The following is a 26500-nucleotide window of genomic DNA, read 5'->3' on the forward strand; positions in this document are numbered from 1 at the left end:
GATAAAAGAAAGGTATAGATGAATGGTAAAAAACTATAGATGAACAGTTTAATAACACACATAACCTTAAGTATTAAACAAAAAAAAAGCCCATAAGGGCTTTTTTATTCAAATTATGTAAGAAAAACTATTCTTCTTCAGAAGCTTCTTCACTCTCAACCTCTTCACTAGAAAAGTCAGTAATCTTATTTTCAGTTAAAATGTTATACCATTGAATAACTTTTTTAATATCACTAACGTACACACGATCTTCATCATAGTCAGGTAGTACTTCAAAAAAGTATTCTTCTAATTTAATTTTCTCTTCTTTATGGCCTATAGATGTTTTACCACCATTTTCCTTCTCTTGTATTTTCTTGAACACATCTCTTAAAGGCACTTCTTCCTCAAGCGTATAAATAGCTATTTCAGACAATACACTAACGCTACTGCGTAAGCTTACTGTTATTCTTTTTCCATCTAACAAAGACTCAGCCACAAAACCTGTTCTGGTTTGTGTAATCAATTTATATAAACCTGGTTTTCCTGCAACTGATAAAATTTTCTCTAACCCCATAAACTATTTTAAAATTTCAAGTGGACAAATATTACACTTTTCTATTAATAATAAAGGCATTTTAACGTCCTTTTTTCATCGCAGGAAATTTCATGCGATAGTCAACGTTAATCTTTCCTTTAGAAATATTGGTTAATCTTCCTTTTAACATTCTCTTTTTTAGTGCAGATAATTTATCGGTAAACAACACACCTTCTATATGATCGTATTCGTGCTGAATAACACGAGCCAATAAGCCATCAAAGGTTTTTTCATGCTCTTTAAAATTCTCATCTAAATAAGTGATTTTAATGGTATCCTTTCTGCTTACATCTTCACGAACATCTGGTATACTAAGGCAACCTTCGTTAAAAGCCCATTCTTCCCCAGTTTCTTCTTCAATAGTAGCATTAATAAATACCTGCTTGAAACCGTCTAACTGTTTTTGTTCCTCTTCAGTTAAATCTTCATCACCTGAAAAGGGAGTCGTATCAACCAAAAATATACGAATTGGCAATCCTATTTGAGGAGCCGCAAGACCTACACCACTAGCATTATACATGGTCTCCCACATGTTAGCAAGCAAATCATTCAGTTTTGGATGGTCTTTATCAATATCATCCGCTACTTTTCTTAATACGGGATCACCGTATGCAATAATGGGTAAAATCATTTATACTGTTTTTAAAAAATCTTGTAATATAATAGTAGCACTGATCTCATCAATCAATGCTTTGTTTTTTCTTTGTTTCTTCTTTAATCCGCTATCTATCATAGTCTGAAAAGCCATTTTAGATGTAAAACGCTCATCATGTCTTTTAATCGGTATGGTTGGAAATTTCTCTGCCAACTTTACCAAAAACGGAGCAATATGCACTTCAGATTCAGATGCGGTATTATCCATTTGTTTAGGCTCGCCTACCACAATGGTTTCTACTTTTTCTTTGGAAATATAATCAGATAAATATTCAAAGATTTCGGCAGTGGCAACAGTCGTTAATCCGAATGCTATCATTTTCATATCATCAGTAACCGCTAAGCCAATACGTTTTTCTCCGTAATCAATTGCAAGAATCTTTCCCAAACTTAATTTTTGGCAAAAATAAAGGATAATTTGTTATATGTGCCCATGCGCATGGCTAATTACTGTACTTCAACTTATATTTGAGAAAATTTTATGAAAATGACAGAATTAAAAGCACAAATAGAAAAAGCATGGGACAACAGAGACCTTTTAAAGGAATCTGCTACCCAAGATAGCATAAGAGAGGTTATTAACCTTTTAGATATCGGAAAATTAAGATGTGCCGAACCAACTACGGACGGATGGCAAATTAACGAATGGGTAAAGAAAGCAGTAGTTATGTATTTCCCTATTCAGAAAATGGAAACTTTGGAAGCTGGTATTTTTGAGTACCACGATAAAATGCCCTTGAAAAGAGGTTACAAGGAAAAAGGAATTCGTGTTGTACCAAATGCGGTAGCAAGACATGGCGCATATATTGCACCAGGTACTATTTTAATGCCTAGTTATGTAAACATCGGTGCATATGTAGACGAAGGTACTATGGTTGATACTTGGGCAACTGTTGGTAGTTGTGCACAGATCGGCAAAAATGTTCACTTAAGTGGTGGTGTTGGTATTGGTGGCGTTCTTGAACCTTTACAAGCTTCACCAGTTATTATAGAAGACGGTGCCTTTATTGGTTCTCGTTGTATTGTTGTAGAAGGCGTTAGAGTTGAAAAAGAAGCAGTACTTGGAGCCAATGTTGTTTTAACGATGAGTACCAAGATTATCGATGTTACCGGTGAAACTCCCGTAGAAACAAAAGGTGTTGTACCTGCTCGTTCAGTAGTGATACCTGGTAGTTATACCAAGAAATTTCCGGCAGGAGAATTTCAAGTGCCGTGTGCATTAATTATCGGAAAAAGAAAAGAAAGCACAAACAAAAAGACATCATTGAACGATGCACTTAGAGAGTATGATGTTGCGGTTTAATTTTTAAACCAATTCTACTACTTTAGTAATAGCTTGAGAAAGGTAATGACCAGAGGCAACTTTGGTTTTTACCTTTTCTACATTAGAAACCATAGTTGCATAATCTTTTGGGTCAAGGTTTGCTAAAATAGCATCAAGTTCATCTAAAGAATTTAAAGTGATACCAACCTGTTCTTTTTCAATAAATTTGGCAACTGCAGCTTTTTTCCAAACAATAACAGGTAGTCCACACAAGAGATATAAAGATGTTTTATGCGGATTATTATATAACAGATACTTTCCGAAATCCCCTGAACATTCATTCAATGCATTACCGTTCCAAATTAAACCAAACGAACCTTGTATTTCATCAATTACCTCGTCCGGCGGGAAAACACCTTGGTAGTCTAAAATAGAATTATCTCTTTCAGCATCGGCCGCATTAAAACCGTTACCATATAACTTCAGTTTATAATTTGACGGATTTAGACTGTCCATACTATATAAAAATTCACTTTTCTCTTTACCCAATCCGCCAGCAAAAACTACATCATAAGGTGTGTTGAGTGTTGCATGCTTATTACTTGCATGTATATAATCGAACAATTCTAAGCTTACCAATTGTGCAGTACATCCATTTTCTTGAAACCACTTTTTCATAGATTCGTTATGAACGATGATAAAATCGGCTTTATTGAATTTTGCCATCTCACCTTTCAAATCAGTAGACTTTCCCATTAAAAACTTCACATCATGTATAATAATGATAAGGGTACATTTCTTTATAGAAACAATGCTAGTTATATATCCAAAAAACTTGCTTAACGGATATTGCATACAGAAAACTGATTTTCTTGGTAGTAGAAACAATCCTTTTGTTATTCCGAAAAAGCTGATAACAGCACCTATTGCCGAACTGGGGTGATTACTTTGCTTAAAACCCAAATTCTTGAATCCGTTCTTTTCTAGAACAGTCTCGCAATCCATTTTTGGTTTGGAAGCTGCATTTTTTGAAAATTTATAATTCCTAGAAATATAATAGAGATTATCAGAATTCATTCAGTTATTATTTATGGTTTAAGCATTGCAATTTTAACGATATAAAACTACATATGAAATATAAAATTTCAATTATAGTAAACCTTTTCGTGTTAACTAATTTCCTTCTCAAACAGTATCTTTGCGCTTTTAATATTGAAGGATGATGTCAACTAAAAAGTATGATTTTCTTATTGTAGGCGCCGGTTTATACGGAGCAGTTTTTGCCCATGAAGCCAAAAAAAGAGGAAAAAGCTGTTTAGTAGTAGATAAAAGAGAACATATTGGTGGAAATACCTTTTGTAAAAAGATAGAGGATATTAATGTGCATGCCTACGGAGCGCATATTTTTCATACCAATGACAAGAAGATTTGGAACTATGTAAATGACTTTGTTCCGTTTAATAGATACACCAATTCACCGGTTGCCAACCATAAAGGTTCATTGTACAATTTACCTTTTAACATGAATACCTTCTATCAACTATGGGGTACTAAGACTCCTGCAGAGGCTAAATCTATCATTGACGAACAAAGTAAGAAATATCAAAAAAAACAACCACAAAATCTCGAAGAGCAAGCACTTTCGCTAGTTGGCGAAGATATTTATTTTAAGCTCATCAAAGGATACACTGAAAAACAGTGGGGAAGAAAAGCCACTGAATTACCTGCATTCATAATTAAACGCCTACCCTTAAGATTCACCTTCGACAATAATTATTTCAACGATAGTTACCAAGGCATACCTGTAGGAGGATATAACGAATTAAGTGGCGGACTCTTAGAAGGTATCGACGTACAGCTAGGTGTCAACTATTTTAAAGATAAAATAGCTCTTGACAACATGGCTCATAAAACTGTTTTTACAGGTAAAATTGACGAATACTACAACTACGAATTTGGTAAATTAGAATATCGTGGGTTACGTTTCGATCATAAAATTTTAGACATAGATAACTACCAAGGTAATGCTGTCATCAATTATACCGAGGCAGAAATACCGTATACAAGAATTTTAGAGCACAAGCATTTTGAGTTCGGGCAACAGAAGAAAACAGTCATTACAAAAGAATATCCGTTAGAAGCTTCAACCGACTCTGAACCGTACTACCCAATCAACGATGACAAGAATAATAACAGGTATTTACAGTATAAGAACAAGGCTGCCAAAGACTTAGTGATTTTTGGTGGTAGGCTAGCAGAATACAAGTATTACGATATGCACCAGGTTATTGGCGCAGCGTTAGCAAAAACTAAAAAACTTTTTGATAATTGAACGCAACCATTCTAAAATACGCCCTCTTATAAACTGAACCATGCTATAACGTTGGATTTCAATCGTGTAAGAATTTTACTGCTTTACACAATTTTTTAATTCTTTTTTTGTTATAACTTTGTTCGCTCCGATTAGAGCAAACCTATCAAATTGGAAAGTATGATTAACAAAAAGGAACAACTTACCGCATTAGTAATTACGTATAACGAAATTGGGTACATTGAAAAGTGTATTGAATCAGTTTCTTTTGCCGATGAAATTATTGTAGTTGATTCTTTTAGTACCGACGGTACCTTTGAATATTTAAAGGACCACCCGAAAGTAAAAGTTATTCAAAATCCGTTTGAGAATTTTACCGCTCAAAAATCATTTGCATTAAAACAAGCCACTAATGACTGGGTTTTATTTTTAGATGCTGACGAAATTGTTTCTGATGCTTTACAAAATGAAATTTCAGAGACTGTAGCTAGTGATACTGATATTGCAGCATTTTGGTTTTATCGCCAGTTCATGTTCAAGAATGAAAAATTGAATTTCAGCGGATGGCAAACCGATAAAAACTACAGACTTTTTAGAAAAAGTAAAGCTATATTTTCTGACTGCAAAATTGTTCATGAAACATTAGACGTTGATGGTACTTCTGGTATTCTAAAGGAAAAACTGACTCATTATTGTTACAAGAACTACGAAGATTACAAAGGTAAAATGCTGAAATATGGTCGTTTAAAAGCTATTGAATCTTTTTATAAAGAAAAGAAGTTTAGCTATGTAATGATGGTTTTAAAAACTGGCTGGAAATTTTTCAACCATTACATCTTACGTCTTGGTATACTAGATGGTAAAAAAGGTTTTACAATTTGTTACTTAAATTCACTGGGTGTTTTAGAACGCTATAATGAACTTAAAAGATTAGAACAGAAAAATGAACTTGCGTATTACTTAGTAATGCCGTAAAACGTCCACACGCTTTTTTCCTTTTTAGTAGCATTTCTTATCCCCACATTCTTTGCAATAGATTCTGGTGTTTTATACCCTCTTTTATGGTCTAAATGCACACAAACAGCACTATAACGTAGTTGCTTAGACTTTAGTCCGAAATTGAACAAACGTTCACCTAGCTCTCTATCTTGACCGCCATATTGCATACGCTCATCGAAGCCGTTTACATTTTCAATATCTTTTTTCCACCCAGAAGAATTATGTCCGTTCCAACTTGCATTGGTCGGTGTAACCCTATTTAAAATTTTAGAAATAAATCCTTTAGCAGTAAGCTTGTTATTTTTAAAAGTCTGTGGTATTCCTTTATCCTTCAACCATTGAATATTGAAGCATCGTTGATTTTCTATATCGTCAAGAGTAATTAGTTTAGAAATATTCATGGGTAGCATGTAATATCCACCAGAAATAAAATAACCTGGTTCTTTATTAATGTAATGCACCTGAACAAAATCTTCTCGAGGTATACAATCACCATCGGTCATAATAATATAATCTGCAGAACAGGCAGTTACCGCTTTATTTAATATTCTAGATTTTTGAAAGCCATCGTCTTCTTGCCAAACATGCACAATTGGGTAATGCACCTTTTTAGCCATCTCTGCCAATAATTCTTTAGTAGGTGCCTTAGATCCGTCATCAGCAATAACAACTTCAAAATCTTTGAATATTTGCTGCTCAAAGCCCCATAGCACCTTCTTCAGCCACTCTTCGGCATTATATGTACTAACGATGATACTTATTTTAGGAATCTCCATGCTACGTTTCAAATTACTGCAAAAATATAAAACTCTTATCTATCTTTGAGCTAGAAAAGACGGTCTCTTAATAAAGGGACAAATTACAGCATTGTAAAATGAAGTTAAAAGAAATTCCTGTATCAATTTACAATTCGGTTAAACTTTTAGCCCTTTCGTCTAAAAGTATGATAACCGAGGACAAGAAAGAAATACCGGTAATTGTTTCTTTAACCTCCATTCCTTCAAGGTTAGGCACCCTTCATTTAACAATAAGAAGTCTCTTAAATCAAGATGCACGACCAAAGAAAATAATTTTATGGTTACATCATTCTTTAAGAAATGAAATACCCAAAAAACTAACTATTTTAGAAAGTGATTTATTTGAAATCATGTATTCTGATTTAACTTGTTCTCACAGAAAACTTATTCATAGCTTAAAATTATTTCCCAATGATATAATTGTTACTTGTGATGATGATATGCTTTATAGACCAAACTGGCTTCGACTATTGCATGAAGAACACCTATCACATCCAAAAAAAATCATAGCTAATCAGACTAGATATATTAGATATAATAATGACGGCGAATTACAATCGTATAAGAGCTGGGTCTTTGATAAAAACCTAAAATTTAGGGAATCTGCCGTAATACCAATTGGTGCCGAGGGTGTTTTATATCCACCAAAATCTCTTTCAGAAAAAGTAACCGATTCAACATTATTTTTAGAATTGGCACCAAAAGCAGATGACTTATGGTTTAAAGCCATGGCTTATTTAAAAGGAACTGTTTCTTTGCAAGCAAAGAACAAAGCTAAAACACCTATACCCATTATTGGGTCACAAAAGCAATCTCTAAAAAAATCGAATATTGGAGGAGATAAGAACAAGACCCAATGGCTAGCTTTAACTAACTACTTCAACATAACACCCAACAATTTTCTTTAATACAACCAAAAACAAATGACAGAGGAAATCAACAAATGCATAGAAGTTCTAGAAAACGGCGGACTCATACTCTACCCTACCGACACCATTTGGGGCATTGGCTGTGACGCTACTAATGAAGAAGCTGTTGAAAAGGTATATAAATTAAAACAACGCGAAGACAGCAAAGCATTAATATGTTTAGTTGCCAATGATGCTATGCTCGAAAAGCATGTTGAAAAGGTATCTGATCTTGCTTATGATATTATTGACCTTGCAACTAAGCCGACGACTATAATATTCGATAAACCCCGTGGTGTGGCTAAAAACTTAATAGCAGAAGACAATACTTTAGCCGTAAGAGTCGCTTCTGATAAATTCTGCCAATACCTAATTGGTAAGTTTAAAAAGCCCATTGTTTCTACATCTGCCAACGTATCTGGACAGCGTACCCCAAAATCTTTCCAAAATATAGATACAGCCATTTTAAAAGGTGTAGACTATGTGGTAAATTTGCATCGTGAGAAACAGAATAGCTCCGCCTCGTCAATTATTAGATTAGCTAATGATGGTACGGTGAAGATTATTCGAGATTAAGAACATGCAAGAGAGCTATACAGACGCTTTAAACAACCCAATTTTCAAGATTATTTCAGAAGCTGCAGAAGAACTTTCTGTAGATTGTTATGTTATTGGAGGTTTTGTAAGAGATTATTTTTTAAAACGTAACATACCTAAAGATATAGATGTCGTTGCCATTGGCAGCGGTATTAAACTTGCCGAAAAAGTTGCTTCTAAATTAGAAGGCAAACCTCAAGTATCGGTTTTTAAGAATTTTGGTACTGCCATGATTAAAAGTGATGGTATCGAACTTGAATTTGTTGGTGCACGTAAAGAAAGTTATCAGCGCGATAGTCGCAAACCTATCGTTGAAGATGGCACTTTAGAAGATGACCAAAAAAGACGCGATTTCACCATAAATGCTTTGGCGCTTTCCTTGAACAAATCGAACTACGGCGAGCTTCTTGACCCTTTTGGCGGTATTGCCGACTTGGAGAACAAGATTATAAAAACTCCCCTAGAACCAGGTATTACCTATTCAGACGACCCTTTACGTATGATGCGGGCCATTCGTTTTGCTACCCAATTAGATTTTCAAATCGCACTACCTTCTTTACAGGCGATTACAGAAAATAAAGACCGTCTAAAAATTGTTTCTAATGAGCGAATTTTAGACGAAGTTCATAAAATTATGCTGTGTAAAAAACCTTCTTTAGGCTTTTCGCTACTGCATAAAACAGAATTACTAGAGTTAATTCTACCAGAATTAACTGCCCTACAAGGTATAGAAGAAATTGAAGGTCAAAAGCATAAAGACAACTTTTGGCATACTTTAGAGGTAGTCGATAATATATCTGAAGCAACAGACGACCTGTGGTTACGTTGGGCTGCTTTGTTACACGATATAGGTAAAGCACCGACAAAAAGATTCCATAAAAAAATTGGCTGGACATTTCATGGACATGAATTCGTAGGATCTAAAATGGTCTTTAAATTATTCAAGCGTTTACGTATGCCATTGAACGAAAAAATGAAATTCGTTCAAAAGATGGTTTTAATGAGTTCAAGACCTATTATACTATCTGAAGATTATGTAACAGATTCAGCGGTGCGTAGATTGGTTTTTGATGCCGGTGATAATGTAGAAGATTTAATGACTTTGTGCGAAGCTGATATCACAACTAAGAATCCCAAAAAGCAGCGTAAGTATCATCAAAATTTTAAAGTTGTTCGCCAAAAGATTGAAGAAGTAGAAGCTCGCGATCATGTTAGAAACTTTCAACCACCTATTAGTGGTGAAGAAATAATGGAAACTTTTTCTTTGAAACCATCAAAGGAAATCGGAATTATAAAAGAAGCGATTAAAGAAGCAATTTTAGAAGGAGAAATTCCGAATGAATATAAAGCTGCTCAAGATTTTATGTATCTTAAGGGTGCTGAATTAGGTCTACAGAGTACAAAATAGAATGGATATTATTTATGGATATTACATTTAGAAAAGTTGCCAAAACATCTTTGGTATTAGTTTATTTAGTGATTGTCGCAGGTGCCGTAGTTAGAATGACAGGCAGCGGCATGGGTTGCCCAGATTGGCCCAAATGTTTTGGCTACTACCTACCACCAACAGAAGTAACCGAAATACAATGGCAACCAGACCGATTATTTGAAAAAGGTCAAGTAATTATTTATCGTGAAACCTTACAGGTTTCTAAAGAATCGTTTACTACAAAAGATTCGTTCAATTCGGCAAATTGGGAAGCCTATACTAAGCATGACTACGCTGAATTCAACCCATGGCACACGTGGATCGAATATATAAATAGGCTTTTTGGTGCCTTAGCCGGTCTCGCCACACTACTGCTAGCCATAATGTCTATTAAATTTTGGAAGAAGAAAAAGCGTATACCCATTCTATCATGGTTGGTGGTTGTAGGCATGGTTTTTCAAGCTTGGTTAGGCGCAACGGTTGTATACTCAGTTTTAGAGCCCGCAAAAATAACCGTTCACATGCTTATGGCATTAGTAATCGTAGCGATGTTACTTTATGTTATCTATTTAGCAAATGAAGAGAATAAACGTATTAAATACGATAAATTAGTATTGAATATCAGCATTATAGCAATAGTATTGACACTTGTTCAAATTGCTATGGGTACTCAAGTACGACAATTTATAGACGAGCAAATAGACATTTTCGGCTATAATGCCAGAGATCATTGGTTGAGAAACCCTGAACTACTATTTTATATACACCGTTCATTTTCTATCCTAGTCCTATTAATAAACGCATTCTTAGCATATAGAATTACAAAATTAGATTTAGGTCACTTTAAAATTTACTGGGTCTTGTTTTTACTGGTAGTTGAAGTATTTACGGGTATTGCCATGAACTATTTAGATTTTCCGTTTGCTAGTCAGCCGTTACATCTTGTTTTAGCTTCTATCTTATTCGGAGTTCAATTCTACATACTTTTAGATGCATTAATGCCTAGAAAAGATTCGAAAACTTCGTAACTTTGCCGACCCACAAAAATTAAGGTATGATTTATAAAATTCGTATAATTCTAGACGCTGAAGAAGATATTTTCAGAGATTTAGAGATTGAGTCCCACAATTCATTAGAAGAATTTCATAATGCCATTACTCAGGCATTTGGCTTTTTAGGTAATGAAATGGCTTCTTTTTATACCTGTGATGAAGAGTGGAAACAAGACGAAGAGATTGCGCTTTTTGATATGAGTGAATCTGGTTCTGATGTACGGTTAATGAATGAAACCTTTTTAGAGGATATTATGACCGAGAACAACCCAAAACTGATATACGTTTATGATTTCATGAACATGTGGACGTTTTTCGTTGAGCTTGCAGATATTCAAGAAAATGAAGATGGCCGCTCTTACCCTAATGTACTTTTTACATTTGGTGAGCTACCAGAAACTCCGCCAGAAAAGAATTTTGAAGCAGAGAAAAGCGATTTCGATTTCGATGATACTTTTGAAAATTACGACGATTTAGATTTCGATGAAAATTGGAACTAAATTTCAGTAAATGACTTCGGGGCAAGTCCGCAAGGCATCGAATTGAAAACATAATTTACACTTCGATGCAAGCGTCGGAGCATTTAAATCTCAATTATCGAGTAAAAAATATATTTTCGCTTACTAACCATTTAATTTAGAACATTTTATGATTAACCTATATGCTACCCAAATTGAAAGTATTTCTATACATAGAGTTGGTAACAAAAATAAGAATGAAGGTGTTTTTCTTTCAGAAGAACCATTTAGACTTAACGATGAAACTACTGGTTTACTAAAAGAATACTTTTTTAAGCCTTTTAGAGAAAAGGAAGAAAATTACTATAAACTGGCTAATGAGGTTGATGTTGAATTTAACGAATTATACAAAATAGTAAGTGAAGTTTTTGAAGATCCTTCTAAGGCTCATTTAAATTCCAAAAAAGTAGCTTCTTTATTATTCGAACAATCTAATCACCCACATATTAAAAGTGGTGAAGTATATGTAGCTTTCCTTTCTGGATTACTTCTAGATAACAAAAAAGTAGATGCCATTGGTATCTTCAAAAGTGAGTTAAAACACGATTTTATTCAGTTCGAAGAAAAGAATAGCAATTTAGATATCGTTATACAACAAGGTATCAATATCAATAAATTAGATAAAGGGTGTTTAATTTTCAATGTCGAAAAAGAAGAGGGTTACAAAGTACTTTCAGTAGATAGCAATAAGTACGACACGAAGTATTGGATAGAAAACTTTTTAGGTGTTGAACCACTTTCAGATGACAACTTTAAGACAAAAAACTATTTAAAATTTTGTCAAGACTTTGCTAAAGAGGTTGTTTTACCAGCAGAAGACAAGCAACAAGAGGTTTTATTTATGAACCGTGCTGTAAACCACTTTGCAAAAAATGATTCCTTTGAAGAGTCCACTTTCTTAAACGAGGTAATGGAAAATCCGGAATTGATTCCTGAATTTAAACATTACAAAGCAGAGAAAGGTCCGAAATTTAGTATTGAAGATGTTTCTACCTTCGACATTGCCAACAAGGCAGTATCAGATGCTCGTAAAAAGATAAAGAACGTTATTAATTTGGATACCAATATTCAAATTAAAATGGATTTCATTAACCCTGAGTCTGCAGAGAAATTTGTTGAAAAAGGTTGGGATGAAGAAAGACAAATGTATTACTACTTAGTATACTTTAACAAAGAACAAAAGAGCTAGTTTTTCCTAAATTCGCTGAACTTGCAATAAGTAAAAAAGCCCTTTATTTTCTTAAGAAAATAAAGGGCTTTTTAAATACCTGACTACTAAAATATATTTTAGTTATTGATTTTAATATTGTGTTCTATAATTTGTTTTACACTTACATCTTCATAATTTCTACGAACAAAATTCAATGCTAAATCTAGTACTTCGCCCATAGTTTCACAAGTCTGAAAGTCCATATCCATCGTAAGAACTTCAATCTGTTCTCTTAACATCGCTATATTTTCTGGGGTAGAAATTTCATCGGTTTTACAGATCGCTCGTAATTTTTTAATTCTGTTTCCAGAACTTAAAATTCTCTTGGCGACCATTGAACGTTCTTCTAATTTATATTGATCTACAGAATCGTGTGTTAGTTTTTTACGAACCAACTCAACCATTTGAAAATTTTCTTTGAAAAACTGAGGTCTATAGACTTTCAGTTTTCCTTCAAAACACTGTTGATCAAAATCTATAGCACGTATTTTATACACTACATGGTCAAAATCATGCGTAGGCACAATTACATAGTTATATGAACGCATATCGCCTAATAATCGAATCATGCAACGTTCATTGAATTTTACAAATTCTTTTGCCAGTTGCGCTTTTTCTCTTGGGGTACATTTCGGTAAATTATGCTTTATAAATTCATCGCCTGGTATACCTGCTATATGCTCTTCAATTAAGGTGTCTTTATACACCAAAAAGTTTAAGTTGTAAGGTGAAAGCATATGCTCTAATTCTAAGCCATAAATACGAGATGCATCCGTCTTTTTTACGTAGAAATAAGTGAAGTTATCGTTCAAAATATTTCTGACTTTAATTCTAAAAGGCTTCGAGTTACCAAACGTACAGAAATCGACCGCATCAACATTTAAATATTGATGAATATTATCGCTTCCATCAGAATGTAAAATAGAATAAACTTTCTTTAAACTATCGTCTATTTCTTTTCGATCAAATTCTGAATAATAAGCACGTACCCAAAGGGTATCTTCATCATTTTTATCATACACCACAACCGACCCAGAAAACCGAAGTAAATCGTCATAAAAAATTGGGATTTCAATTTTTCTGCTATAGTGTTCCAAGTAGCCATCTAAAGCCTCACTTACAGGGTAAGCAGGTTTTTTCTTTGACATTAATCTTTCTTCTGACATGCTTCAAATTTACTTACAAATTAATCATTTCACTTAATTAATTTTTATCAAGCATATAGAATTAACGCTTACGGCAACATAATTAGCCAGTATACAACATTTTTTTAGCCAAGAGGAAAAAGCTTGCTTTATTTGTTTTAGTACTACTTGAAACCATACCGATGATTACTCAGACTAAAACGAAAATTAAATTCTTATTGTTTTTTCTAATTGCATTCAGCTCCTTTTTGGGGACAGCGCAATTAAGCGATCTTCATTATTTACCACCAATGAAGCAAGGTCTAAACAACCAAGCTATACAGAACCAAGCAATTCATTTATCTACTCCAGAAACCACGCCTTTCAACGTTTACGCTTATCAAGGTACTTCTAACACAATTGTAAGAACATTTACCATTGACAGACTTAACCCTGGTGTATGGACCTTAGCTAATGGTGATAACAATATTACCCTTGTAACTAATGCGAACACTGGTACGGTACTTTCTAATAGTGGTTTACGTTTTATTTCTGCAGGTGGAGAAAAATTCTATGTAAACTACAGAGGTAACTCTGCTGCACAAGCTGCTTCACTGACAGCAAAGGGTAGACAAGCAATGGGTACCAATTTTAAATGGGGAGGTGTACCTAACAAAGGTGCTCAAGTATCTAAATCTAATACCCTTGGTATTATGGCAACCGAAGACAACACCACAGTTGTCTTATCTGGTTATGACCCTGGTTGTGAGTTTAGAGTAGGTAATAACAGAGCTGGTATAACTGCTAACTCACATACCATAACATTAAATGCCAATGAATCTTTTGTGTATGAAACTTATATAGGTACTTCACCAACACAGGCTCACGAAGATGGTTGGATCGGTGCTTCTATTGTAGCTACAAAAGATATTGTAATCAGTAATGGATCTATGAACTTTGGTAGTCAAGATGGTCAAAGCCATAGAGATGCCGGTATAGATCAACCAGTACCTATTAATAAATTAGGTAAAGATTATGTATTTATAAGAGGTAATGGTTCTTCTAGCGGACTTACAGAATTCCCTCTAGTAATTGCTACAGCAGATAACACACAAGTATTCGTAAATGGTGGTACAACTGCAATTGCTACTATTGATAATGGCGAATATTTCAAAATACCTAGCACCTATTATTCAAGTAATTCTGCAGGTGCAAATATGTTCGTACAAACTTCTAAAGATGTTTATGCATACCAAAGTTTAGCTGGTGCAGCAGCAAATTACACCCAAGGTTTAAACTTTGTAGCCCCGGTTAACTGTTTATTACCAGATGTAATGGACAACATTCCAGATATTAGAAATATGGCTGGTACCGATGTTACTGGAGGTTTGACAATTATTGCTTCTGTTAATACTATCGATGCAAATATAAAAGTATATGAAGATGGCGTAGAGGTTTCCAAACCCGCTTCTGATCCTGTTGCAGGTTCTGATGATTGGAAAACTTTCTATATTCCTAATTTAGATGGTGACATTAATGTAACCTCAACCGGACCAATGGCTATTGGTTTTTTTGGATTTAATGGTGCTCGTGGTGTTGCCGGTTATTTCTCAGGATTCGACACCGTACCAGAAGTTGTTTTACAAATTAATGGTGGTACAGAGGGAGAATGTTTTTCTGGTTCAAGTATTTTCGAAGCTTCTGATGATAATTTTGATGCCTACCAGTGGTTTTTTGATGGTGTTGCCATCCCTGGAGCGAATGCTTATGATTATGCCGCAACCATTGCAGGTGATTACTATGTAAGAGGTACAAAAGGACCGTGTACGTACGACTCCCAAACCATTAAAATTTTCTATTGTGAGCCAGATGTTCAAATTATAAAAACAGTTGACAAACCTGAGATTACAGAGGGGGAAACCGCAACATTTACCATTAGAGCAGAGAATTTATGGTATTTACCAATTACTAATCTTCAGGTAACTGATAATATTCCTGCAGGGTTAACCTTGAAACAGGCTTCTACCATAACAGGATCTTGGAATGGAAGTGTTTGGAATATCGGAACATTGGCACCTGGTGAAGTTGCATTTTTGACTTTAGAAGTAACTGCAGACGAAATAGATATCTTGCCTTTACTCAACCTCGTTAATATAGCTACCAATACTCAAAACCAAACGGACGCCAATATTACAAGAGATGAGCCCTCGGCTCGAATTATAGTACATAACGATTTCGATAATGACGGCGTTGTAGATAGCGTAGATTTAGATGATGATAATGATGGTATTTATGATTCCATTGAACAAATGTGTATCATATCTAATGATGTAAATTTCACTTCACCATCAAGCACTGTGCAAGGTGGTACTGCGATAACAGAAATTTTCACCAATTCCTATGGTTTTTGGAGAAGTTCTACTACTTCAATAAATCCAGTTTTACCAAACTTATCACATGAATTATTGGCATTCACCTCTGGAGGCACCACTTTTACCACTGGGGTAGCAGACGACAACCTTAATGACTCCGACGGAAATGGTTTATCAGATGGCATAGACTCGAATAACGATGGATTTTCAGATATTTCAGCCACAGAATCTACCTGGATGGCTTTGCCTCCTTCAAATACCATCTATAACGAGGCTACATTTGAGGCTAATTTAAATGATGGTAATAATGATAATTCTCTGGGATTGACCATTGTAAATGACCCATCTACAGATCCATTGAATCCGTTATTGACTCACGGGCAAAACGGACTAGATCTTGGTTCTGGTATTGTTAATATTGGTGATACATGGACATATGAAATAGACCCTATCGTAGCGACTAACGTTGGCGATGGCATACCAGATATATTATTAACCCAAGTTGCAGACCCAAGTGGTGTCGGTCATGTTGTAAGTCTTTATGATGCAACTGGTGCTCCACTAGGTAACTCCGTACGTGTGCAAGCTTACAGCGGAGGAGCACTTGCTAATGTTGTAGGTAGGTATCGATTAGATATTTACCACGCAAACGGAAGCATCTTCTATAATAATACCACTAGAGATTACCGTTTGGCTACAGTAGAATTGTCAGAATTTGGTATTCCAGCTGCTAGTTTAGCAGACGTTGCTTATTTACGATTACAACTAAGTTCAAATGCAGATGTTGCCTTCTTATCTTACAATACAGCATCCTTTTCTGGATTTTGTGCGAATCTAGATACCGATATGGATGGCTATCCTGATCATTTAGATTTAGATAGTGATGATGACGGGTGTAGTGATGCCAACGAATTTTATAAAGATGATGCAACTGACGGTGGTGATGGCGGTGAATATGGAACGGGAGTTCCTGCAGTTGACCCAACCGATGGTACTGTAAATGCAGCGTCTTATACTCAAGTATTTGCACCGGTAATTGTATTGGGTAACACTTCTGAATTATTGGGTGGTACAGATATAAATGGTGAAGATGTAGATTTAGGCGATACTTACAACTATGTATTAAGATTTCAGAATACAGGCGATGATCATGCAACTGGTTTTACAATCAAAAATGTATTACCAGACAATGTAAGTTTAGATGATATAAATATTGATGATGCACCAGGTGTAACTAGTAGTTATGAAGAAAGTACTAGAACCATAACATTTACGATACCAAATACTTTAGTTGAAATTGATGATCCCGAGTATAAGATTAAAATAACGGTTTCTGTTGCAGGCGACTGTTCTGAATTCGTAGCAGCTTGTGCCTCTCAACTAGAGAATAACGCATATGCCAGTTATTCTGGAACATTAAATACCAACACCTTTTCAGACGAAGATGGTAGCAACCCTGCGGGTGCATGTACCACAACTTTAGAAGTAGCGGCCAACAATGTATCTGATGCATTGGCAAATTGTAATGTTGCACGAACAGTAGAACTTTGTGGCGTTAGCGGAACACTTTCTGCCGGTTTAGGTTTTGATACATACACTTGGGCAATTGACAACAACAATAATGGGTCTATAGATTCTGGAGATACTATTTTAGATGATGGTACTTCAAACACGTTGACAGTAACTACTGTAGGTAACTATATCGTTGAGAAAACATCAGGTGCTGGTTGTGCCAACCACACAGAATTAATCACCGTAGAGCGTTATGGTGAAACACAGACCAACCCGATCATCAGTTACTTTAACCAAGTTAATGGCGACAGTAATCCTGATAATGATATTCAAGGTGAAATCGTAACTTGTTCAAATGACAACAACTCAATGCCACATATATTTCTTTGTGGTGATACTGATAGTGCATTTATTCAATTAGGAATAACCGATGCTTTGAGTATTAAATGGGAAAGACTTGACGAAACCAGTTGTAATGTAGCTACTTGTGGCGATGTAAGTGATGATTGTGCAAATACAGCTAGTGGTTGGACATGGAACGAAGAAACAGATGCAGATAATTTTACTGTAACCGATAGTGGTAAATATAGAGTAGTTATAGGTTATGAAGGCGGATGCTTTAGTAGATTCTATTTCAATGCATACCAAAATACCTTAGACATTCCTGAACCAGATTCATCTGATATTATTTGTGATACCGAAGGTTCAATAAGAGTAATAGACTTAGGTAGTGGTTATGGTTACCAGTTATTCGATGTAGAAAATAACAATATAGCAGTACCGTTCAGCGCAGGTCAAGGTCCTAATTTTGCTATCACAACTAGTGGTACTTATAAAGTACAGATTACACAACTAAATCCTTCAACAGGTGCACCAATTGAAAACAGTTGTGTGTTCGAAACCGAAGAAATTGGTATTGCAGAAAGAATTTTTGAGACAAAACTCACTACAACTCCATTTGATTGTACCGATGCAGGAACAATTTCTATACAGGCATTGAACGTTTCACCAGAATATAGCTATGAGCTTTACTTCGATAATGGTAGCGGCGGTAAAGGAGCCCTGGTAGCTAATAATTTACTTTCTTCTGACAATACGCATACGTTTACAGGTCTTTCAGCAGATGATTATGTTATCGTAACCACTACAACAGACGGTTGTACTGACGAAAGTACTATTACGGTAGACGAAATTCCTGAACTGAGGTTAACAGCTACAAATCAAGATAATATTACATGTACTCCCGGTGTTATTAATTTAACAGCAACTGGTGGTACAACAGGGTACGAATATGCTATCTATAGTAAAGATGGTATTACTCCATACGCTGACGAAACTACCATTCCAGATTCAGATTTCTCATCTAATCCATCCTTTTTATTCGGATATGAAGGTACCCCTTCAACATATGTACCTAATGAAGATGGAGAATATGTATTTGTAATTAGAGATGATAATGGATGTTACGGATTATCGAATATCGTACAAATGGAAGATTTGGGTACTATTACAATAAGTGCTTCAAATACTGATATTATATGTGCCGATTCAGCTACTTCTGTATTAACCATTACCGCATCTGGTGGTAATGCACCATACCAATATAGTCTTGATGGTGGCGCAACGTACCAAACAGAAAACTTCTTTAATAATTTAGCTGCTGGTACTTATACCATTACGGTTATGGATACCAATAGTGATCCTGGTAATGCATGTACAGAGACTTTAGAGTATGAAGTTACCCAACCATTTCTTTTGACGGCTTCACCTTCTATTATAGAAGATGCGTCATGTGATACATCTGGCGCAGCAACCCCTACTGCTTTAGTAAAGATTTTAAATGGTAGTGGCGGACAAGCACCTTACCAATATAGTTTTGATGGTGGTAGTACGTTTACGGCAGTTGACGAGCAACGATTAACACCGGGTAACTATCAATTAGCGATAAAAGATGCTTTAGGATGTTCTACAGATTTAGAAATAACCGTACCTACAGCCGCTATTGACCCTACTTTTACGAATGACATTACGTATGAGTGCGATGGAGATGGTGTAGTAACAATTACACCTTCTAATACTACAGACTTTACATATACCTATAAATTAAATGGTACCGAAAACTCACCATTAGATAGTAATGTATTCAATAATGTTGCTTCAGGTACTCAAACAATAACAGTTGGGTACACAAGTTCAATTGCTGCTTCTCAAAGCACATTATTCCTTGAAGATTTTGGAGCTGGTGTAACTACACAGATTGCGGAAATTGGCGCAGGATATTGCTATGAACCACAAGATGGTACTGATACGGACTGTAATTTAGGTCCTGCCGGAATTCTTGTAAATGCTGAATATGCGGTTACAAACAGAATAACCAACCCAAATGCTTCTTGGAGAAGTCCTAATGACCATTCAGGTATAACCGATGGTAGATTTATGGCAATTGGGGTAAGTACGTCTGCAGGTAATAACAATGTTCTATGGTCAAGAACAGGCTTAGAAGCACTTGCTAATCAAGAAATAACGATATCATTCTACGCCTACAACATATTAATTGATAATGCTTCGGGTAACGACCCAGAAATATTGGTAGAATTAGTTAATGGCTCAGGTACTGTAATCAGTAGTCAGGCAACTGCCGCTATTCCTCAAAATAACAATGCAGACGACTGGCATTTAAGAACAGTAACATTTAATCCTGGTGCAAATACTGCAGTTGGTGTTGTATTACGTACCAACCTTGATAGTGACAATGGTAACTTCTTGGTATTAGATGATATTCAGGCGTCACAGACTCCAGAATTATGTGAACAAACACAAGATATTTCAGTAATTGTAGAATCTGGAAAAACTTTTGAAGTAGCCATTTTAGGCAGTACCGACCCTACATGTAACGGTAGCGATAATGGTAGTATTCGTTTTGAGGTTTCTAATTTCGATCCTACTTTCGGATATCAATATTCTGTAGACGGTGGTACAACTTGGATAACGGAAACGACATCTCCAATTACTACTCCTTCTACCCTTACAGATGGTACATATAACATTATGGTCGAAAAAATTGACGATGATACATGTACGGCAACCTCAGCAACTTCAGCAACGTTGACATCACCAAACGCATTAACAGCTGATCTTCAACAAAAAGCAGAATTTACATGTTTTAATACCGGTGCTACTTTACAAGCATCTGCAGATGAAGGTACACCTGGTTATGAGTACCAATTAGAATTAACAGATAATACTATTGTAAGAGCGTTTAGTACCTCACCACAATTCCTAAATGTACCTGCTGGTAATTACCACGTTAGGGTAAAAGATCAGAATAACTGTGAAGTTATTTCAACAACAACAGTAAACGTAATTCAACCAGATACTATAGCTTTTGATTTAACAGCTACACAATGTTATGATGGTCTAAGCAACGGTACGGTAACAGCTACTGTAACCGATGGTAATGGTAATTATTCATTTAGAATTAACGGCGGAGCATGGCAAACACCTTCTCCTGTAACCGACTTAACTTATACGTTCAGTAATTTATCTGAAGGAACCTATGATGTTGAAGTAAATGACCAATATGGTTGTGCTTCAGCAATACAATCAATAACGATTGCTCCAACAATTTCACTTAGTGTGGTGCCTGTAAATGCAAGTTTATGTGCCGATGGTTCATTAACCGCGACAGCATCAGGTGGAGATAATAATTTTGTCTATGCTTTCATTCCTTCTGGGAATACAGTTACTGATGCTGATTTCTCAGCTATTAATACTACTAATATTCTATTAGCCGATATTGGACCTTATGATATTTATGTAAGAGATAAAGCAAATGGTACTGATGCTTGCCAGACTATGGTTACCGAAACTATTTCGGCAAACCCAGAATTGGATATCTCAGCAGTAGCCACAGACCCAGATTGTCATGATGGCACTGGTAATATTGAAGTTACAATTAACGACGGACTTTCTCCTTTCGATTATAGGTTGGTAGATAAAACCAATGGTTCACCTGATCAAGTACAAACAAATGTTGTGGGTATTACTAAAACATATTATAACCTGGCAGCAGGTGAATATGACGTTGTAATTACAGACGAAGCTGGATGTTCAGAAACAGAAACGGTAACCATTACGGCACCGGCAGAACTTACATCTGATATCCTTTTAGCATATGCAAGTGATTGTTCAGGTGGAGCTACAGAGTTTGGCTTTGACTTTACCAATGTAACTACAGGTCTTGCGGGTACGCTTGAATATAGTGCTGATGGAGGCGCAACATGGCAACCATCAACAGTATTTAGAGGGTATACTTCAGGTGATGAAGTTTTCCCTTCTATACGTACAAAAGATGGTAGTAACAATTTAATCTGCCAGACAGATTTACCAAGAGAAATAATACCTTATCCATTAGATGATTTAGATATTACAACATCATCGGTTGTAGAGAACTGTGATGAATTAAAAGTGAAAGTACAAGGTGGGGAAGGCGTACCTGGTTATGAATATACTTTTTCTAGCGACCCATCAAATTTTGATGAAACTACCGCTACATGGTATCCTGGTACAAATTTAGACCTTGATGACAATCCTGTACCTGCTGGTCATGGTAGTTATGAATTTACCAACTTAGTACCTGGTAGAACTTATGTATTTTATGTTAGAGATAATAACACTCCTAGCACTTGTATTAGACAAAGTACAGTTAATGTAAACGAAATTGCTGGTGGTCTACCAATGACCATTACACCAGAAATTAATCCTTCTTGTAATTTAGCAAACAACGGTGAAATCACATACACGATAGTTGATGAAGATGGACTGACCGAAAATAGAATGGAATGGACCTTATTTGATACCGATAATAACATTATCGATCAAAGTGCAGGTTTTGTGACCTATAGCAATACTATTACTGTAAGTGGACTTTCTGCTAATGAATATTATATTCAGGTAACGCAAATCGACGATACTGATAATCAACAATGTATCAGCGCCAGTGAAAACGCTATTTTAGATGAATTAGAAATCATTACAGGAATCGCAAAATCTGATCAAGATATTTCATGTGAAAACCCTGGATTAATTTTAATCGAGAATGTACAAGGCGGTGGAGGTAATTACTTCTACACGATTACAGGTCCTGCAACTTTTGTTACTATAACAGCAACAGGTGATAACCCTATAGAAATACCAGCTGGTTCTCCTGCAGGAACTTATACGGTGAATGTAGAGGATCAATTTGGTTGTTCGTATCCTCTTAATAATGTTAATATGGTTTTTACGACCGCACCAACTATTGATGATGTGGTCATTGCAAATTGTGATACTAATGCGTCGGTTACAATAGATGCTACAGGTACAGGAACTATTCTTTATTCAATAGATGGTGGTAGTACCTATCAAAATAATAATGGTATTTACAACACTGTACCAGCAGGCAACTATACTGTATTTATAAAAGATGCTACCGGTTGTACGGAAGACACAAATATAGTTGTACACCCTACCCTACAGGCATCAGCTAGTTTAGACAAACAATTAGGTTGTGATGCAACTTTTGAAGCAGAAATAGCTATTGAAGGTATTTCAGGTTCTGGAAATTATGAGTTCGAAATTCTTGACAGCTCATCAGCAAATGTTGAAACAAGACAAACTCTTACAGGTGGAGCAATGAACGTACCAGTAGGCGTTCCGGATAATACTATAGATACAGATTATACGGTCAATGTTTATGATATTGGTACCGCTTCTCCAAATTGTTTTAGAACTTTTACGGTAACCATACCTGCGGCTATTCTTCCAGATTTTACGGCTACCCCTATTGAGGTAAGTTGTTCTGGTGCTAATGATGGTAGTATAGAGTTAGTACAAGTGAATAACGGAAATAATCCATTAACTTATGTTTTAGACCCAATGCCGGCAAGTGCTTCATGGGATGCAGCTACACAATCATTTATTGGTTTACCTGGTGGTTCATATGATGTAACGGCAAGAGGTCCGAATAACTGTCCGACATTAAAAACTGTGGTTGTAGATGAAAATACAGCCGTAACATTTACTGCTCCGGTTCCAGTACAATTTGGTTGTGCTAACGGAAATGATGGTGATAATGCCACAATAACAATAGACGCAAGTTTAATCAATGGTGGTAGCGGAACATATGATCGTTTTGAATTCATTGATGATGCAACTTCTACCGTACTTCAAAACAGCAGTAATTTAACCTATACACACACAGATGCGGCTGGTGGTGATATTATTGTTCGTGTATATGATGACGAAGGTTGTTCTGCAGAACACATAGTTACCATAGACCCTTATGATACATTTATTGATGCAACTGTAAATGTAGATAGAGATTTAGATTGTGTAAATAGTGGAGAAAACATTACTATTAATGTAAATAGTACAGTTACCAATACGACTGCAAATCTTGCTAATTATGAGTTTAGAATATTACCATCTGCAACATACCAAACAGGTGATAACGTATTTTCGAACTTGGCAATTGGCACCTATACTATTGGTATTAAAAATGTAACTACTGGTTGTGAAATAACACGAACTCATATCGTAGAAGACCCAAATACATTTAGTATTGAGGTAAATAAACTTTCTGATGTAGTATGTTTTGGAACCGATGGGGCTATTGAAGTAACATTTACAGATGCTACGTATACAGGTGATTTCAACTGGGAAGTTGTAAATGCCGATGGAACCGCTACTACACGTACAGATGATGCTGATACTTTTACAGGAACAGGTACAACAGCTTCTATTCCGGTAGCTGCGGGTAGTTATATTTTGAGAGCTTCACAAGTTGGAACTCCTGAATGTATTCAAGAAAGATCATTTACGATTACATCACCTAGTGCTGCAATAACTTTAGCGACAATAGAAACAAAAGATGTTGGCTGTAGTAATGATATGGGTAGTGCAAACATCACACCTAATGGTGGTGAAGCACCATTCAATATTATTTTAACACATGTAAGTTCGACTATAACTTATACTGCAAATCAAGTAAACAGTAATTTGTTTACAGGTTTAAGTGATGGTCAATATACGGTAGAAGTAACTGATAGTTTAGGTTGTACAGAAACCTTTACCAATGCGTTTACCTTAACTCCGCCAGAACCGATTGTTGCAAATATTCAATCTGTTGTAGGTTTAGAATGTGAAGGTGATACAGACGGAATAATTACTGCAGCGTTTACGCCAAGAGTAGTATCTACAAATTACAGATATATTCTTAAAACGTATGATGGTGATGGACCAAGTGCTAATCTTTTACAGACATCTAGTTCTCAGACTACAGCAACATTCATGAATTTGAGATCAGGTTATTACAGTGTAACTATTCTTGATGATTTGAACTGTTCTGATGAAACTAGTATCGTTGAAATTGCTGAACCTGTTGAGGTTAAAGGTCAACTAATAACTGAGCAAAGAGCAACGTGTTTAGATGATGCACAACTTTTATTAACTGCTTCTGGCGGTACAGGACCATATATGTGGAATACCGATGGTACATCGGCATTCAACGCTATGAACGAAACTAACGGACCGAACACTCATCTATTCACAGGTGTTCTGCCAAATACATATCAGTACTATATTCAAGATAGCTTTGGTTGTGTATCAGTATTAAGTAATAGTGTTACAATTAATCCGATCATACCTTTAACGGTTACGCTAGATAATGATAACCCAACTATTAGCTGTAATGGTGATAATAGCGGAGTCATAAATGCAGAAGCTCAAGGCGGATTAGGTAACTATCAATATGCCCTATTCTCTGATGCAGGATTAACGAATGAAGTTCGTGTAAATCAACCAACAGGTCTATTTACAGATTTATTGGCAGGATCTTATTATGTAAGAATTCAGAGCGATGATTGTGAAATATCTTCTCTATTGATTTCTATCACCGAACCAGATGAACTTCTTATTGACACGGCTAACACTACAATTAATGATGTTACTTGTAATGGACAAGAAGATGGTGTTATTACGGTGAACATGTTAGGTGGGTCAGGTACATATCAATATGCAATCTCACCGAACTTAGATCGCTTTAGTGATGACAATACGTTTGACGAATTGGCACCTGGTGATTATATTATTATAGCACAAGATGCTAATGGTTGTTTTGAACTAGTTGAAGCTACAATTGAAGAGCCAGACGTGTTAGAAATTATAACAGAAAGTACACCAGAAATTTGCGTAGGTGAAGAAGACGGAACCATTGATTTAACCATAATCGGTGGTACCGCTCCATACAGCACTCGTTTAGAAGCTGAAACAGATTTCGTTCAAGACAGAATGAGTTTTACCAACTTAGCTGCTGGTGATTATATCATTTACATAGAAGATGCTCAAGGTTGTGAAGAAACAATAATCGTTACTATAGATGCCGGTGTTGATTTAGGTGCCGTTGTTGAACCAGTCTATGAATGTGATGGTAATATCCCTAGCAACTATGTAAATATTGTTCTTAATGACCCAAGTATAGAAAATGATGTGCTATTTGGTTTAGATACTGTAGATCCATTAGAAATGCAGTTAACTCCTATTTTCAGAGATTTGACTCCGGGTACTCATTATATCAGTATTTCTCATGCTAATGGATGTCTAACCACTTATGATGTTGAAATATTGGCATTTGAACCTCTTGAGATTACTGTAGTAGAAAGTAATATCAATCAGATTACCGCTACGGTAACTGGTGGTAGAGAAAACTACACCTTCTATTTTGAAGATGAAAACAGAGGCTCTGAAAATGTGTTCTACATTACCGAGACTGGTACGTATGCAATTACTGTGGTAGATGAAAATGGATGTGAAGTAACAGCGAGTCTGTTCATTGAATTCATAGATATAGAAATTCCTAATTTCTTTACTCCGAATGGTGATGGTCAAAACGATTTTTGGATGCCAGATAATATAGAAGTTTATCCAGAGATTTTCATCAGCATCTATGATAGATACGGTCGTTCAGTCTTCACCTTCCAGGACAATGAAGACGGATGGGATGGATTCTATCAGGAAAATGAGTTGCCAACAGGAGATTACTGGTACATCATTAAATTAAATGGTGCTGCCGACACTAGAGAATTTGTAGGTAATTTCACACTTTATAGATAAGTAAATTAACAGAGGTAGCTAATTCA

16 protein-coding genes are annotated in these 26500 nt (G+C 35.7%); 10 read left to right on the forward strand and 6 right to left on the reverse strand.

Translation table 11 applies throughout. The annotated features are described in order from the left end of the window. Positions 1-127: 127 nt before the first annotated feature. The 3 genes from QSV08_RS10585 to ruvX form a co-directional block, all read right to left on the reverse strand. Positions 128-556, reverse strand: a complete 429-nt coding sequence (locus QSV08_RS10585; protein WP_073243370.1) for a DUF5606 domain-containing protein — start codon at positions 554-556, stop codon at positions 128-130. A gap of 61 nt (positions 557-617) precedes the next feature. After that, positions 618-1208, reverse strand: coding sequence for a peptide deformylase (def, locus tag QSV08_RS10590; protein ID WP_324023169.1), 591 nt, complete (start codon positions 1206-1208; stop codon positions 618-620). Then, positions 1209-1619 carry a Holliday junction resolvase RuvX gene (gene ruvX / locus QSV08_RS10595; RefSeq protein ID WP_324023171.1) on the reverse strand — a complete coding sequence of 137 codons (411 nt, stop codon included), beginning with the start codon at positions 1617-1619 and terminating at the stop codon, positions 1209-1211. Between the two features lie 99 nt (positions 1620-1718). Between ruvX and QSV08_RS10600 the strand changes: the two genes are divergently transcribed. Beyond that, positions 1719-2534: a 2,3,4,5-tetrahydropyridine-2,6-dicarboxylate N-succinyltransferase gene (locus tag QSV08_RS10600; protein ID WP_324028367.1), complete on the forward strand. Its 816-nt coding sequence runs from the start codon at positions 1719-1721 to the stop codon at positions 2532-2534. 3 nt (positions 2535-2537) lie between these two features. Here the strand turns inward: QSV08_RS10600 and QSV08_RS10605 are convergent, their stop codons facing one another. Next, positions 2538-3500 carry a beta-1,6-galactofuranosyltransferase gene (locus QSV08_RS10605; RefSeq protein ID WP_324023172.1) on the reverse strand — a complete coding sequence of 321 codons (963 nt, stop codon included), beginning with the start codon at positions 3498-3500 and terminating at the stop codon, positions 2538-2540. A 214-nt stretch (positions 3501-3714) separates the two neighbouring features. On the opposite strand from QSV08_RS10605, the gene glf reads away from it, so the two are divergent. After that, positions 3715-4827 carry a UDP-galactopyranose mutase gene (glf, locus tag QSV08_RS10610; RefSeq protein ID WP_324023174.1) on the forward strand — a complete coding sequence of 371 codons (1113 nt, stop codon included), beginning with the start codon at positions 3715-3717 and terminating at the stop codon, positions 4825-4827. Positions 4828-4986: 159 nt separating this feature from the next. After that, positions 4987-5781 carry a glycosyltransferase family 2 protein gene (locus QSV08_RS10615; RefSeq protein WP_324023176.1) on the forward strand — a complete coding sequence of 265 codons (795 nt, stop codon included), beginning with the start codon at positions 4987-4989 and terminating at the stop codon, positions 5779-5781. Here QSV08_RS10615 and QSV08_RS10620 read toward each other — a convergent pair. Next, positions 5763-6581, reverse strand: coding sequence for a glycosyltransferase family 2 protein (locus QSV08_RS10620; protein WP_324023178.1), 819 nt, complete (start codon positions 6579-6581; stop codon positions 5763-5765). The genes QSV08_RS10615 and QSV08_RS10620 overlap by 19 nt on opposite strands. 98 nt (positions 6582-6679) lie before the next feature. Between QSV08_RS10620 and QSV08_RS10625 the strand changes: the two genes are divergently transcribed. The 6 genes from QSV08_RS10625 to QSV08_RS10650 all read left to right on the forward strand — a co-directional run bounded on the left by QSV08_RS10625 (position 6680) and on the right by QSV08_RS10650 (position 12295). Next, complete coding sequence (locus QSV08_RS10625; protein ID WP_324023180.1) at positions 6680-7510, forward strand: glycosyltransferase family A protein; 831 nt, start codon at positions 6680-6682, stop codon at positions 7508-7510. Between the two features lie 15 nt (positions 7511-7525). Beyond that, positions 7526-8086, forward strand: a complete 561-nt coding sequence (locus tag QSV08_RS10630) for an L-threonylcarbamoyladenylate synthase (RefSeq protein ID WP_324023182.1) — start codon at positions 7526-7528, stop codon at positions 8084-8086. Between the two features lie 4 nt (positions 8087-8090). Next, positions 8091-9515 carry a CCA tRNA nucleotidyltransferase gene (locus tag QSV08_RS10635; protein WP_324023183.1) on the forward strand — a complete coding sequence of 475 codons (1425 nt, stop codon included), beginning with the start codon at positions 8091-8093 and terminating at the stop codon, positions 9513-9515. Positions 9516-9529: 14 nt separating this feature from the next. Next, the gene (locus QSV08_RS10640) at positions 9530-10564 is read left to right on the forward strand and encodes a COX15/CtaA family protein (RefSeq protein ID WP_324023185.1); all 1035 of its coding nucleotides are present in this window, start codon (positions 9530-9532) and stop codon (positions 10562-10564) included. A gap of 26 nt (positions 10565-10590) precedes the next feature. After that, complete coding sequence (locus tag QSV08_RS10645; protein ID WP_324023187.1) at positions 10591-11088, forward strand: IS1096 element passenger TnpR family protein; 498 nt, start codon at positions 10591-10593, stop codon at positions 11086-11088. A 148-nt stretch (positions 11089-11236) separates the two neighbouring features. Then, positions 11237-12295, forward strand: coding sequence for a nucleoid-associated protein (locus QSV08_RS10650; RefSeq protein WP_324023189.1), 1059 nt, complete (start codon positions 11237-11239; stop codon positions 12293-12295). A gap of 98 nt (positions 12296-12393) precedes the next feature. Here QSV08_RS10650 and QSV08_RS10655 read toward each other — a convergent pair whose 3' ends face one another. Beyond that, positions 12394-13482, reverse strand: coding sequence for a hypothetical protein (locus tag QSV08_RS10655; RefSeq protein ID WP_324023191.1), 1089 nt, complete (start codon positions 13480-13482; stop codon positions 12394-12396). 161 nt (positions 13483-13643) lie between these two features. On the opposite strand from QSV08_RS10655, the gene QSV08_RS10660 reads away from it, so the two are divergent. Next, positions 13644-26474 (forward strand): T9SS type B sorting domain-containing protein, encoded by a 12831-nt coding sequence (locus tag QSV08_RS10660; protein WP_324023193.1) that lies wholly within the window; start codon positions 13644-13646, stop codon positions 26472-26474. Positions 26475-26500: the final 26 nt, after the last annotated feature.

Source organism: Maribacter sp. BPC-D8, assembly GCF_035207705.1.
Taxonomy (GTDB): domain Bacteria; phylum Bacteroidota; class Bacteroidia; order Flavobacteriales; family Flavobacteriaceae; genus Maribacter.

Bases quoted from the DNA above. Each gene is read 5' to 3' on its own strand.
- QSV08_RS10660 (WP_324023193.1), top strand. From the start codon at position 13,644: ATGATTACTCAGACTAAAACGAAAATTAAATTCTTATTGTTTTTTCTA.
- QSV08_RS10640 (WP_324023185.1), top strand. From the start codon at position 9,530: ATGGATATTACATTTAGAAAAGTTGCCAAAACATCTTTGGTATTAGTT.
- QSV08_RS10635 (WP_324023183.1), top strand. From the start codon at position 8,091: ATGCAAGAGAGCTATACAGACGCTTTAAACAACCCAATTTTCAAGATT.
- glf (WP_324023174.1), top strand. From the start codon at position 3,715: ATGATGTCAACTAAAAAGTATGATTTTCTTATTGTAGGCGCCGGTTTA.
- QSV08_RS10625 (WP_324023180.1), top strand. From the start codon at position 6,680: ATGAAGTTAAAAGAAATTCCTGTATCAATTTACAATTCGGTTAAACTT.
- QSV08_RS10615 (WP_324023176.1), top strand. From the start codon at position 4,987: ATGATTAACAAAAAGGAACAACTTACCGCATTAGTAATTACGTATAAC.
- def (WP_324023169.1), bottom strand. From the start codon at position 1,208: ATGATTTTACCCATTATTGCATACGGTGATCCCGTATTAAGAAAAGTA.
- QSV08_RS10605 (WP_324023172.1), bottom strand. From the start codon at position 3,500: ATGGATTGCGAGACTGTTCTAGAAAAGAACGGATTCAAGAATTTGGGT.
- QSV08_RS10645 (WP_324023187.1), top strand. From the start codon at position 10,591: ATGATTTATAAAATTCGTATAATTCTAGACGCTGAAGAAGATATTTTC.
- QSV08_RS10600 (WP_324028367.1), top strand. From the start codon at position 1,719: ATGACAGAATTAAAAGCACAAATAGAAAAAGCATGGGACAACAGAGAC.
- QSV08_RS10630 (WP_324023182.1), top strand. From the start codon at position 7,526: ATGACAGAGGAAATCAACAAATGCATAGAAGTTCTAGAAAACGGCGGA.
- QSV08_RS10655 (WP_324023191.1), bottom strand. From the start codon at position 13,482: ATGTCAGAAGAAAGATTAATGTCAAAGAAAAAACCTGCTTACCCTGTA.
- QSV08_RS10650 (WP_324023189.1), top strand. From the start codon at position 11,237: ATGATTAACCTATATGCTACCCAAATTGAAAGTATTTCTATACATAGA.
- QSV08_RS10585 (WP_073243370.1), bottom strand. From the start codon at position 556: ATGGGGTTAGAGAAAATTTTATCAGTTGCAGGAAAACCAGGTTTATAT.
- QSV08_RS10620 (WP_324023178.1), bottom strand. From the start codon at position 6,581: ATGGAGATTCCTAAAATAAGTATCATCGTTAGTACATATAATGCCGAA.